Source organism: Deltaproteobacteria bacterium, from assembly GCA_016210005.1.
GTDB lineage: Bacteria > Desulfobacterota > Binatia > HRBIN30 > JACQVA1 > JACQVA1.
In genome coordinates this window covers 1-12,230 of sequence record JACQVA010000061.1, presented here as the reverse complement: position 1 = coordinate 12,230, position 12,230 = coordinate 1, and the positions used below count along the sequence as shown (strand labels likewise).

The 12,230-nt window shown below is 65.7% G+C and carries 8 protein-coding genes and 2 pseudogenes; 5 read left to right on the top strand and 5 right to left on the bottom strand.

Annotated features, from left to right (window positions below; translation table 11 throughout):
• Nucleotides 1-102: 102 nt before the first annotated feature.
• The 5 genes from HY699_06430 to HY699_06410 are packed head-to-tail and all read left to right on the top strand — an operon-like array spanning nucleotide 103 to nucleotide 7,860.
• On the top strand, nucleotides 103-1,170 hold the full coding sequence (locus HY699_06430; GenBank protein MBI4515434.1) for a polysaccharide biosynthesis/export family protein: 1,068 nt from the start codon (nucleotides 103-105) through the stop codon (nucleotides 1,168-1,170).
• Nucleotides 1,167-3,449 (top strand): polysaccharide biosynthesis tyrosine autokinase, encoded by a 2,283-nt coding sequence (locus HY699_06425; GenBank protein ID MBI4515433.1) that lies wholly within the window; start codon nucleotides 1,167-1,169, stop codon nucleotides 3,447-3,449. Before HY699_06430 ends, HY699_06425 begins: the two co-directional genes overlap by 4 nt.
• Nucleotides 3,433-4,791 carry a nucleotide sugar dehydrogenase gene (locus tag HY699_06420; protein ID MBI4515432.1) on the top strand — a complete coding sequence of 453 codons (1,359 nt, stop codon included), beginning with the start codon at nucleotides 3,433-3,435 and terminating at the stop codon, nucleotides 4,789-4,791. Before HY699_06425 ends, HY699_06420 begins: the two co-directional genes overlap by 17 nt.
• Before the next feature lie 22 nt (nucleotides 4,792-4,813).
• Nucleotides 4,814-5,467 (top strand): hypothetical protein, encoded by a 654-nt coding sequence (locus HY699_06415; GenBank protein ID MBI4515431.1) that lies wholly within the window; start codon nucleotides 4,814-4,816, stop codon nucleotides 5,465-5,467.
• Nucleotides 5,422-7,860, top strand: a complete 2,439-nt coding sequence (locus tag HY699_06410; protein MBI4515430.1) for an O-antigen ligase family protein — start codon at nucleotides 5,422-5,424, stop codon at nucleotides 7,858-7,860. Before HY699_06415 ends, HY699_06410 begins: the two co-directional genes overlap by 46 nt.
• A gap of 8 nt (nucleotides 7,861-7,868) precedes the next feature.
• On the opposite strand, the gene HY699_06405 is transcribed toward HY699_06410, so the two are convergent.
• The 5 genes and pseudogenes from HY699_06405 to HY699_06385 form a co-directional block, all read right to left on the bottom strand.
• On the bottom strand, nucleotides 7,869-8,570 hold the full coding sequence (locus HY699_06405) for a hypothetical protein (GenBank protein MBI4515429.1): 702 nt from the start codon (nucleotides 8,568-8,570) through the stop codon (nucleotides 7,869-7,871).
• A 30-nt stretch (nucleotides 8,571-8,600) separates the two neighbouring features.
• Complete coding sequence (locus tag HY699_06400; GenBank protein ID MBI4515428.1) at nucleotides 8,601-9,707, bottom strand: hybrid sensor histidine kinase/response regulator; 1,107 nt, start codon at nucleotides 9,705-9,707, stop codon at nucleotides 8,601-8,603.
• Between the two features lie 383 nt (nucleotides 9,708-10,090).
• Nucleotides 10,091-10,544, bottom strand: a pseudogene (locus HY699_06395) (hypothetical protein).
• 330 nt (nucleotides 10,545-10,874) lie between these two features.
• A pseudogene (locus HY699_06390) lies at nucleotides 10,875-10,964 on the bottom strand (type II toxin-antitoxin system RelE/ParE family toxin).
• A gap of 140 nt (nucleotides 10,965-11,104) precedes the next feature.
• On the bottom strand, nucleotides 11,105-11,722 hold the full coding sequence (locus HY699_06385) for a 2-hydroxychromene-2-carboxylate isomerase (protein MBI4515427.1): 618 nt from the start codon (nucleotides 11,720-11,722) through the stop codon (nucleotides 11,105-11,107).
• Nucleotides 11,723-12,230 lie beyond the last annotated feature (508 nt).

The following is a 12,230-nucleotide window of genomic DNA, read 5'->3' as shown; positions in this document are numbered from 1 at the left end:
TTTTTTTTGTAATCGGGCAGTATGGGGCAACCTCGCGGTTGGGAAGGGCCGGGCATCTTGAGCATTTGTGGCAAAAGGCGCGTTTTTTCGTTGGTGGCGGCGTTGACGGCGACAGTACTGGCGGGCTGCCCGCCGCCGCAGCAACGCTGGATGGCGGGGATGAGCTCGCCCACCGTCATCACGCCCGCCGATGAGGATGTGCGCGCCAGCCGCCAGCGGCTGGAAGATCTGCGCCAGCAGCGCGAGGCCGCCGGCTTGGGTCGGGACTATCGCATCGGCGCTGGCGACCTCATCGAGGTGAGCGTCTTCGATATCGAGGACCTCGACCGTACGGTACGGGTCTCGGGCGCCGGTTTCATTACCTTGGCGCTGATTGGAACCTTGAAGGCCGAAGGACTCACCGAGCGTGAACTCGAAGCCGAAATCGCCAAGCGCCTCGAAGATCGTTACCTCAATAACCCACAAGTGAACGTTTTTGTTCAGGACTATGCCAGCCAACGAGTGGCCGTGATCGGCGCCGTGCTGCGGCCGGGGCAATATAGCCTCACCAAGGACAAGAACACGGTGCTCGATATGATCTCCGAGGCGGGCGGGCTGGCGCGCGATGCCGGCAGCCGAATCTACCTGCTACCGGGCGAACGCACCGACCACACTAAGCTGGCGATGCTGGATGGCTCGAACAACCCCGGGGTCTCGGATGCCGGGATGATCAAGGACACGGTTGCCGCCAGCTCCGATCCCATTGTGGTGGACGTGCGCGACATGCTCGATGCCAGCACGCGCAGCGCGCTGACATTACCGGCGCGTGCCGGCGATGTGATCGTGGTGCCCGAAGGCGGCCAGTTTTTGGTCGATGGCTGGGTGGAGAAGCCCGGCGCCTATGCGCTGTCGCGGGGGGTGACCGTGCTGGGGGCGATTACCGCTGCTGGCGGCCCACTCTACCCGGCCGCCACCAGCAGCATCCAGGTCGTGCGCACCCGGCGCACCGGTGTGCGCATGGTGCTGAGCGCCGATGTGCCCGGCATCATCGAAGGCAAGGGGCAGGACATTCCCCTCGAGGCGGGTGACATCATCTACGTGCCCGCGTCGGCCGCCAAGCTGCCGCTGTACGCGGTCTACAGCTTCGTCACCAACGTCTTTCGAATCGCAGGCACCATTCCAGTACTATGAGCGATACCGCCGCGCTGAACCAACTTTCGCCCTATCGTATCTTCCCCAACGAGCTGCCGCCGCTGGGGATGAGCGCCGGTACCCAGGATGCCGAGGCCCACCTGCGTGACTACTGGCGGGTGGTGCTCAAGCACCGGTGGGTGATCGCCCTGTTCACCCTCGTGGTGGTTACGACCACCGCCTTCATTACTTTCACCACCGAGCGCAGCTACACCGCCGAGACCACCATCCAGATCGAGAAGCAGACGCCGCGAGTGGTGAAGATTGAGGAGGTGACGCAGCCCGACGTCTTCGGTCCGGAGAAGTACGACTATTACCAGACCCAGTTCCGCATCCTGGAGAGCCGCACTCTGGCAGCGGGCGTGATTCGTGACCTGGCGCTGGAAAACGATCCGCGCTTTCTCGGCAGCAGCCAGCCTGGCCTGCTGCGCCGCACGGTCGGGGCGCTGCGCGGGCTGCTCGGCTCCGGCCGGGCCGTCGAACCCGAAAGCCTCGAACTCGGTGTCGATCCGCGCTTGATCGACCTTTATCTCGAGCTGATCGAGATCGAGCCCGTGAAGAACTCACGGCTGGTGCGCATTCGCTACAGCACCCACGATCCGGCCCTGTCGGCACAGATCGCCAATGCCCATGCCACGGCCTACATCCAGCAAGGTATGGAGAACCGCTACCGTACCACCGGCGAGGCGCAACAGTTTCTCGAAAACAAGCTCACCGAGCTGAAGCAGAAGGTCGAAACCACCGAGGCGGCGCTCAATCGCTACCGCAAACAACACCACATCATCTCTCTCGACGCGCGCGAGAACATCGTTGTCGATCGCCTCGGTGATCTCAACAAGCGCCTGACCCAAGCCCAGGCCGACCGCATTCAGTTCGAGTCGCAATACCAACTGATCCAGGCGCGCAACTACGAGGCCTTGCCGGCGGTCATCAGCAGCCCGCTGATCCAGCGGCTGAAACAAAGCGTGGCGGACCTCGAGGCCAAGTACGCGCAGATGGGCCAGAAGTTCAAGCCCGCTTATCCCGCCATGGTGCAGCTCAAGAGCGAGGTGGATTCGGCGCGCGCGCGCATCGAATCGGAAATCCGCAAGGTGGTCGGCGGCATCGAGTCGAACTACCTCGCGGCCAAAACGCGCCAGGATGAATTGTACGCGCAGCTCGAAGCCCAGAAGAACACCGCCATGGACCTCAAGGAGAATTCGGTCGAGTACAACATGCTCAAGCGCGACGTCGACACCAGCCATGCGCTATACGAGAGCACCCTGGCCCGGATGAAGGAGACCACGGTCGCCGACAGCCTACGGGTGTCCAACGTTACGGTGGTGGACAAGGCCGAGACGCCGCTGTATCCGTCGCGCCCCAAGCGCACGCTGAACTTGTTGTTGAGCTTGATCGCGGGCCTGACGTTCGGTACGGCGCTGGCGTTCGGCTTCGAGTACTTCGACAACACGCTCAAGACGCCGGAGGAGGTCGAGCGCTTCGTGCGCCTGCCGGCGCTCGGGGTGGTGCCGAGCTATGCCGGCGGCGCCGTCGCCGGTGAGCCCGCGGGCGCCGCCCTGCCGGCATTGCCGCGCGAGTTGGTGACGTTCCACCACGGCCGCTCGGTGGTCGCCGAGGCCTATCGGACGATTCGGACCGCGATCATGCTCTCGCGCGCCGACAACCCCCCGCAGTTGGTGCTGGTGACCAGCGGCCAGGCGGGGGAGGGCAAGACGGTGACCGCCGTCAACACCGCGATCACGCTGGCGCAGTCGGGTGCGCGTGTGCTGGTGGTCGATGCCGACATGCGCCGCCCGCGCTGCCATCGCGTCCTCGGGACGGAAAACGGCCACGGCCTGAGCACCGTGCTCACCGGCCAGAGCGAGCTGGATGAGGCGATCCGTGAAACCGGGATCAGCCGCTTATTCTTCATGGCCAGCGGTCCGCTGCCGCCCAATCCGGCCGAGCTGGTGGGCTCGCGCAAGATGCGCGAGCTGTTGGCGCAGCTACGCGAGAAGTTCGATTACGTCCTCATAGATTCACCGCCGGTGCTGCCGGTCACTGATGCGGTGTTGCTCTCGACCATGGCTGACGGTGTGGTGCTGGTGACGCGCGGGCAGCACACGCCGAAGGAGGTGGTGCGCCAGGCGCGCGACCGGCTCGATTATGCGCGCGCGCGCATCCTCGGGGTGGTCTTGAACAACGTCAACGTCAACAGCGGCGATTACTACTATCACAACCGGTATACGTACTCGTATTACGGCAGCCAGGACGGAGGCGCTGATGAGCGCCAAGCTTGAGTCAGCCACGGACAATTTGTTGGCGGCGTTGAGCGGCCGGCGCGCGATCGCCGGCATCATCGGCCTGGGCTATGTCGGGCTGCCGCTGGCGGCCACTTTCGCTGAAGCCGGCTTTGCGGTCTACGGTTTTGATGTCGATGCGGCCAAGATCGACGAACTGCGCGCGGGCCGCAGCTACATCCATCATCTGCCGGCCGAACGGATTGCCCGGCTGCTCACCCAGTCGCCGCCGCCGGCCGGCCGGCCGGGCTTCTATCCCACGCGCGAGATGGCGGCGCTGGCCGAGTGCGACGCCATCATTCTCTGTGTGCCCACGCCGCTGACCGAAAACCGCGAGCCGGACCTCTCCTTCGTGGTCGCAACGGCCGAAACCGTGGCGCGGCACTTGCGCCCACAGCAGCTGGTGGTGCTCGAAAGCACCACCTATCCCGGAACCACCGATGAAGTGGTGCGGCCGATCCTCGAGCGTAACGGCTTGACCGCCGGCACGGATTTCTTTCTGGCATATTCCCCCGAGCGTGAAGACCCCAACAATGCGCAGTTCTCGACCCGCACCATTCCCAAACTGGTGGGTGGCTACAGCGCGCGCTGCGGCCAACTGGCGGCGGCGCTCTATGGCGCCGTGGTCGAGCGGGTGGTGCCGGTGTCGTCGACGCGGGTGGCCGAAGCCGCCAAGCTGCTGGAGAACATCTACCGCAGCGTCAACATCGCGCTGGTCAACGAACTCAAGGTGCTCTTCGATCGCATGCACCTCGACGTTTGGGAAGTAATCGATGCGGCGGCGACCAAGCCGTTCGGCTTCACCCCATTCTACCCCGGCCCCGGCCTGGGCGGCCACTGCATTCCGGTGGATCCCTTCTACCTCACCTGGAAGGCGCGCCAGTACGAGCTGACGACGCGCTTCATCGAGCTGGCGGGCGAGGTCAACTGCGCCATGCCGGCATTCGTGGTCGCGAAGGTGATGGATGCGCTTAACGAGCGCAGCCGCAGTTTGCGCGGGGCGCGCGTGCTCGTGCTCGGGGTTGCCTACAAACGTGATCTCGACGATACCCGCGAGTCGCCCGCGCTCAAGCTGATCGAGCTGTTGCAGGACAAGGGCGCACTCGTCAGCTATCACGACCCCTACGTGCCGGTGCTCAAGCGCTCGCGCCACTACAACTTCCAGTTGGCCGCGGTGGCGCTGACGGCGGCGGAACTGGGCGGTGCGGATGTGGTGCTGATCGCAACCGATCACAGCTGCTTCGACTATCAGTTCATCGTGGATTCGAGCGCACTGGTGGTGGATACCCGCAACGCGACGCGGGCGCTCAGCCGCGGGCGCGATAAGATCGTGCGAGCTTAGGGCCGCAGCGCACGTGTGATCGATGTCGCCGGCACAACGGGAACGGTTCGGCCAGCGCTGCGATTCTCTGGTGCACGGCGGCGTGATTGCGCTGCTGGCGTTCTCCCCGCTGGCCTTCGGCGCCGTTCACGCCTGGTCACAAGCAGTAGTGGAGTGGCTGGCGGCGCTGCTGGCGGTGGTGTGGGCGAGCAAGGCGCTGGGGTGCGGCTCCACCACCGCCGCCAATGAACGCCTGCGCCGCTGGGGGCTGCCGCTGCTCGGCTTCGGGCTGGTGGCGCTGGTGCAGTTGCTGCCGTTGCCTCCGCCCGCGCTGCGGGTGCTGAGCCCCAATACTTACGAGTTGTATCGCGAGACGCTGCCGGGCTGGCCGCGACAGGCACCTTTCGGCGAGCTGCGCGACTTGGTGGCGCGGCTGACGACGGAGGCATCGTTGCCGCCGCAGGCGGGCGCCTTGAGGTCGGTGGAGCAGCCTGCGGATGCCGCCGCTGCGGCGCCGGCCCCGGTGATCGAGCAGGTGGAGGCGTTGGCTGCGGCCCTGCCCGCTGCCGGCACTTGGCGCCCGCTTTCGCTGTACACTTATCGTAGCGGCGAAGAGTTTCTGCGCATGCTGACCTACGGCACGGTTTTTTTTTGCTCATTGGCTACCCGTGGGAGGCGGCGCGCCGGCGCGCCATAAGCGAAACGCCGCCTCCGGCCGATGCCTTCATCGCGCGCCTGCGCAGCTGGATGGCGGTGGTGGCGGCGGTCGGGGTGATCGAGGCGCTCTACGGTACCTATCAAGTAATTGCGCGCTCGCCGCATATCTACTGGCTGCGCAAGACCTTCTATCTGGACTCGGCGACGGGCACTTTCGTCAACCGGGCTCATCTGGCCGGCTACTTCGAGCTGGCGATTCCGATCGGCATCAGCCTGGCGCTGAGTTACATCCCGTGGGAACGCCGCCACCGGCGCGGCCAGCGCCATCACCACCGGGTGCTGCCGGGGCACGCCGGCGCGGTCGGGTTGATGCTGCTCGCCGGTGTCGCACTCATGCTGCTGGCGATGGGCCTGACGCAGAGTCGTGGCGGGGTCTTGGCGGCGCTAGGCGGGTTAGCGCTAGGTGCGGCCGCCTTCGGGGTCTGGCGGCGGGCGCTGACGTGGCGCCGGCTCGCCCTGGGCGCGGGCGTGTTCGCGGCTTTGGCGTTGGTGTGGCTACAATCGCCGCAACTGATCCGGCGCTTCAGCGGTGAGCTGCAAGTCACGCCATATTCTCGCCCGAGCTTGTGGCGTGAAACCTTGGTGATGGTGCGTGACTTCCCGCTCTTCGGGATCGGCTTGGGCAACTTCGAGTGGCTGTTTCCCCGCTATCAGCCGGTTGGGACACACACCTACTTCGATCGTGCCCACAACGACTACCTGCAGCTCGTGGTGGAAAGCGGCCTGCTCGGCGCCGGTTGTTTTGCCTGGCTGTTTGTCCGCTTCTTCATGCTCTGCTGGCGCGGCCTGCGCACCGCCGAGCGGGATCGTGTGCTCCTCGCTCTGGGGCTGACCGCGGGTGTTGCGGCGCTGCTGCTGCACTCGCTCACCGACTTCAACTTGCACCTGCCGTCCAACGCGCTGTTGTTCGTGATCGCGGTGGCTGCCACGGTGCGGCTCCTTGACGCCGGCAGTGGCAGCGGGCTGCAAGGGCGGGTACCGCTGCGCTCGCGGGCCGTGCCGGTTGCCGGCTTGGTGGTATCCGGCCTGGTGGCACTAGTGGTGATGCGCAACTGGTGGGTTGAGAGCTTGGTACGCAGCATTTTCCCCAACAGCTCGCTGATCAATCCCCTGGCACGCCCGCCCGATCCGTGGCCGACGCGGCTGCAGCGGGTCGCCACCGCCCGACAGGTCGCACCCGGCCAGGTGGAAGTGGTCGAAGCCATCGGCGCTTTCGGCCGCCAGGTGGGCGAGAAGAATATGCGTCAGCGCGCGTACGCCGAGAGCGAAGCCCGGGCCCGGCAAACGGCGGTGGTGTGGAGCGCGGCGGCGCGTGCTTACGTACACATGGTCGAGCTGCGGCCGAGCGCGGCCTGGCCGCACGTGTGGCTGGCACAGTCGCTGGCCCGTCTGGCCGAGGTGCGCCACGGCTTCTATCTACCGCCGGAAGTGGTGCGCGCGGCGGCGGATTTGTTTGACCGTGGTGTCGCTTTGCAGCCGCGCGACCGCGGCCTGACTCGGGTTGCGGCCGAATGGGGCCTGACGCACTGGGGATTGCTGCCGGCCCAGGACCAGGCGCGGGCAGCCGACTGGGCCCGCCAAGCGCTGGCGATCGATCCCCTGCGCGGGCGCGAACTGCTGCGCTTGGCGATCCTCTGGGACCCGGCCTTGCCGCAGCGAATGCTGCCGGCGGAGCGCGAGGTGCGTTTGTATCTGGCGCTGGCTTATCAAGATGCGCAGCGGCCGGACGATGCGGCGCGTGTTGCTGCCGGCCTGGAGGAGGACCTCAGCGCACGGCTGCGCTCAGCGGCTGCGCCGGCTGCCGACGCGCTGCTGTTGGGGCGGGTACGCGAGTATCGCGGCAATTGGCGTGGGGCCGCCGAGGCCTACGGCCGCGCCGCCGTCTTGGCCGCCGATGACGATCGCCGTACCGAGGCGCTCAAACGTAGCGGCTACAGCTGGCTCAATGCCGGCGATAACGTTAAGGCCCAGCAGGCGCTGACCGCGGCGCGCCGCTACGGTGGCCGCGATCCCGACGTGCTGGCGGGGTTGAGCGCGGTGTACGAGCAGCGCGGCGACTACGCTGCCGCCGCGCGCCTGGTGCGCGATGCCGCGGCGCTCGCCCCCGGCGCGCCGGAGTATCGCTACCGCTTAGCGCGTTTGTACGAGCGCGGGCGCAAGTACGGCAAGGCCAACGAGCAGTACAAGCGCCTACTCGATGATGCCGGCGCCGATTTCCTCAAAGGCCGCCGTGTTGAGCTGCTGCTCGCGCTCGCCCGCAACTATCGCCAGCTCGAGGTCGGCCCCGAAGCCCGCCGCTTCTACGAGCTGGTGCTGCAGCACGCCCCGGACAACCACGAGGCGCGCGAATTCCTGGCGCTGTTCGGATCGTGAGCCGGCGGCTACGGGGTTACGACTCGGGCTCGGCGCCCGTTCATTGGCCGCAGCGTCACCGGGCGGCGCACGTTCAGGGCGAGCGCTCCATACTCGTCGCGATTGGCGCTGATGAAGGCGGCGACCCGCGGGAGTTCCCAGGCATCGAATACACCCAGGCAGCGCTCCAATAGCGCAATACAGCTCTGGTCGGGCAGGCGCGCGATGCTGAGCGCCGGATCGTTGGCATCGTCAAAGACGGGCTCGATCGTGTCGCTCGGCAGCGTGGCGATCACCGCGCGCGCGGCCTCCACGAAGTGGTCGAGCTTCGCCAGCCGCAGGGCGTACGGGAAGAAGTGGTGGTCCAGGGCACGCCGCAGCGCGCTCCCCTCCACGCTCAGTTCCACCGCCGCCTGTTCGATGCTGCCGTCGATGAGTTGCAGCTCTCGCGCCTCTTCGATCGAGGCGCGCGTGCGGCTGACGGTGAAGCTGTGCTCGCCATCGCCGACCTCGAAGTAAGCGGCGTGACCCGGGTCCCACAGTGGGCCGTTGTCGTATGCCACAACGCTTTCCCGGCGCACTTGCTCCAGAGCGTGATGGCGATGGTCGAGCAGAAATCGGCCGTAAGCGATGGCTGCCGCCTCGAAGACCTCCGCCCCCGCAGCTAGTTCATGGGCCGCGTAGACCTGGTGGAGCACGCGGCAATCTCGGCATAGTAGGTAAGCAAACATGTCAGGCTTCCGATGGTTCGATGTGGGTGCTCAGTGCAGCTGTTCCGGGGCCAGGCCGCTGGCGCGCCGGGCCGGGATGGTAACGGTGCAGCGGGTGCCGCGACCGGCCTCGCTGCGGATGTGCAGGTCGCCGCCGATGAATTCCACCAGCCTCGTGGCCAGACGCAAGCCGAGGCCGAGGCCGCGATAACGCCGGCGCGACGAAGCGTCGCTTTGTTCCAACCCCCTGAGGGCATGGATGATCTCTTCTTGCTCCATGCCGATGCCGGTGTCGGTCACCTCGATCTCCACCGCTTCCGGAACGCAGGCATGGCGCACGGCGACGCAGACGTGGCCGCTGGTGGTGAACTTCAAGGCGTTGTCCAACAACGCCTCGATCACGCGCTCGACTTTCTCCTCGTCGCTCAATGCCCACAGGTCGTGAGCGTCGAGTTCCACGTTGAGCGCGATGCCTTTGGCAAAAGCCACGGCTTCGAAGCGGCGGGTCATGCGTTGGACGCTTTCGCTGACATCGAAGGGCTCCACCATCAGGGGGACCTCGCCGGCGTCGAGGGCGTTGAGCAGCAGCACGCCCTCGATCAGGTTGAGAAGCTCTTGCGAGTTCGCCTGAATGCGTTCGAGGGCGACGCGCTGTTCGAGGTTGACCATGCTTTGCAGCTCTTCGGCCAAGATGGCGCTGTAGCCGATGATTGCGCTCAAAGGCGTGCGCAGTTCGTGGGAGAGGTTGGCGAGGAAATCCTCCTTCATGTTGCGCAGGCGCAGCGTGGAGCGGCGCCGGCCAACTGCCCGGCGCACCAGGTCGGCGATGTGCGGTACATCGAAGGGCTTGGTCACGTAGTCGAAGACCCGATGGCGCAGCCCGCGCAGCGCCGTGTCCAGCGCGGCGTAGCCGGTCACGATGATGACTTCGATATCGGGATCGCAGGCCTTGATCTGTTCGAGCAACTCGATGCCGGGCATCCCCGGCATGCGCAGGTCGAGCGTGACCACGTCGATCGGGGTGGTGCGCAAGATGGTGAGCGCCTGCTCGGCGCGAGCGGCGGTGTAGACCTTGTAGGAGGGCTTGAAAATCATCCGCAGGGATTCGGTGGGCCCTCGCTCATCGTCGATGATCAAAAGTGAAGCACACTCGTCCATGCCGGCCCCTCCGTCGCGCGCCCGACGTTTGGAGCATGTGCAATGCCAGTCCGCTGCCAGCTTCAAGCGCAGCTTTATGAACGGATTCCTAAGTAGCTGTGTTGTCGGCAATCTTTACGGCCGCTACCAGTGGCGGCCGGCGCCCCGAGGGGATGCTGATGCTATGCGAGTGTGCGGAATTGTACGCCGCTACGCACGAAACTGTCGCCCGCCGGAGCCTACGGAATTCGTCGCCCGTCGGGTGCGCGGACTGACGCCAGGCGCTGCTCACTCTGGTCTGGGAGCAATGGAATGGTGTGCTTGTCGAAAACTCTGGGGCGTGCGGAGAAGGACGGCGGCGGCCTGAGTGCGCTGCCGCTCAAGATCGACCGCGAGGGGTTCGTTACCAGCTCCGCCGCCGCGCCCTCCCCGCCTGCTTCGAGCGAGCGGATCAAGTGGTGCACGATGGACCAGGCAGGAGGAGTGAGGTGGAGAGGAGTGAGTTGAGCGCCCACTCGTTTCTCACTCCTCTTCCCTCTTTTCTCGCCCTCCGGGTCCCAGTCGGCGGGCAACTCGTCGGGGCGGAGCCGCCGCACCTTGCCGCGGCTGGAGGCCAGGATGCCCGCCTCGACCATGCCAGCGACGCTGGTGTTCTTGGCCTTGGAGAGCGTCTCGGCGACGCCGTACTCACCCTCGGCGAATCCCGACTGCTCGAACCAGACGAGCGCCCAGCGGCTGTCGGCGTCGAAGTCGCCCTCCTGCTCGGCCAGCGTCTCGTCGAGAGTTTCGTTGATGAGCGCCAGCGCTTCGCGCACCGAGGGGCTTGCCCTCGGGGTCGAGCACCCGAGCGTAGCGGGTGTTAGTGATGGCCATGGGATCGCAAACCTCTCCGCACGTGGTCGGAACACAGCTGTCGAACGCGCACGCTGTGTTTCGCAGGTTGTGCCGGGAAGATCCACCAGTCGGAGTCGACAGCGTTAAGGACAGTAGGTTTGCTAGGACTCGATCGTGCAACCGCAGCGAACTTCCGATCAGCGCGGTCGAATTCGGCCAAGTCCGGATTATCCGGAAACTCCTCGAAGTCGTCTCCGGCCCCTCGCGGTGTGAGGTGAACAGTCCTGCATCGCTTGGGATTCGCCTGGTTGGCCCAGACCCACTTCAGGAATGCATCACCAATCGAGCGCCGGGTTAGGGTTTAGTGAGCCGCTGCTTCCAGTAGCCAGGCTCGCGACTGCAGTGCATGACGGCGACGATGAGAACGAAGTCGGGCTCAATGGTGAGGCAGCACCGGACATCTTCCTCAAAGCCGGCGAGATCGCGGCCCGGCCGGAATACCATTTCGTGCTGGATGTCGTCATCGGCAGTGAATCGCGGCATGCGTCGCTTCTACGATTGAGCGTGCTTCGCGCAGGCATGGCTTACCATGGGCTGTCGAGCCACCGCTCGACCATTGGCAGCCGATCACTGCCCCAAAAAGGCTCACCGTCCGCGAAGATCCAGGGTGAGCCGAACACGCCGCGCGCAACCGCCTGCTCGCCGTGCTGGCGCGCGATGGTCTTCACCGCGGGATCAGCGATACCTGCCAAGAGCGTATCCGGGTCGATCCCTAGGGGCGCCGCAGCCCTGGCGATGGCGTCGGGATCGTCGGTATCGAGGCCGTTCTGGAAGTAGCCGGTGATTATGCGCTTTGCCAACGTCGCGGCGGCGTGCGCGTCCTTTCGCTCGACGTGATAGAAGGCGCGAATCGCCGGCAGTCCCGTTCTGGGATGATTTTCCGGCAGGCTGAACGGAACGCCCTTGAGCCGGGCGAGGCGTTGCCAGTCGCGACGCGCATAGTCTCGCTTGAGCGGCGTGCGACTCAGCCCTTGCGCGCCCGTAATCTTGAACGCAGCGCCGAGCGTAAAGGGCCGCCACACGACGGTCCGGCCGTACCGCTCGGCGAGCGCCTCGATCTCGAGCGCAGCGAAATAAGCATAGCCCGAAGCAAAGTCGAACCAGAATTCGATTGGCGCACCGCGCCGCGGCGTCTCGCCCATTTTCCGTCACCTCACGCTAGGTCATCATCGTCCGGTCGCAACCCGGCAGGGCGCGCATGCTGCGCGCCACATGCCACCTTGCAGCGCCGCGCTGCCAACTTGGAGCGTGCGGCAACAGCGAACTGCGCGATCTCCGGCGTGTACTTCGCCAGGAACTGCGCGATGCTCGTCCGAGCAGACTGGTCATTCATGACGCCGAACGCAAAAGGTTTCTTCTCGACGACAGAGCCTCAATAGGTGTTTGGCGCAGACCACAGTTTCTGCACCCGCTGTGAACGAAGTCAGCTCACCGCCCTCGGCGTGCCCGCCGCGTCTGCTTCCCGCGAGCGCCCCCCGCCCCCGTGGCGCTACCGCTGCGTCTTCTTGACAACCGCGGCCTTATTGGTCAGTTTGCCCGAGCCAGCCGCGGTCAGTTTGGCCGATCTCGCTGTGGTCAGTTTGGCCGAACTTGCCGCGGTCAGTTTCGGTGAACCCACCACGGTCTCATAGCCCGGTCCCTTACAGGCTC

What these genes read in the sequence shown, in the direction of transcription:
- HY699_06425 (MBI4515433.1), top strand. Translation starts at nt 1,167, where the DNA reads ATGAGCGATACCGCCGCGCTGAACCAACTTTCGCCCTATCGTATCTTC.
- HY699_06420 (MBI4515432.1), top strand. Translation starts at nt 3,433, where the DNA reads ATGAGCGCCAAGCTTGAGTCAGCCACGGACAATTTGTTGGCGGCGTTG.
- HY699_06415 (MBI4515431.1), top strand. Translation starts at nt 4,814, where the DNA reads ATGTCGCCGGCACAACGGGAACGGTTCGGCCAGCGCTGCGATTCTCTG.
- HY699_06405 (MBI4515429.1), bottom strand. Translation starts at nt 8,570, where the DNA reads ATGTTTGCTTACCTACTATGCCGAGATTGCCGCGTGCTCCACCAGGTC.
- HY699_06400 (MBI4515428.1), bottom strand. Translation starts at nt 9,707, where the DNA reads ATGGACGAGTGTGCTTCACTTTTGATCATCGACGATGAGCGAGGGCCC.
- HY699_06385 (MBI4515427.1), bottom strand. Translation starts at nt 11,722, where the DNA reads ATGGGCGAGACGCCGCGGCGCGGTGCGCCAATCGAATTCTGGTTCGAC.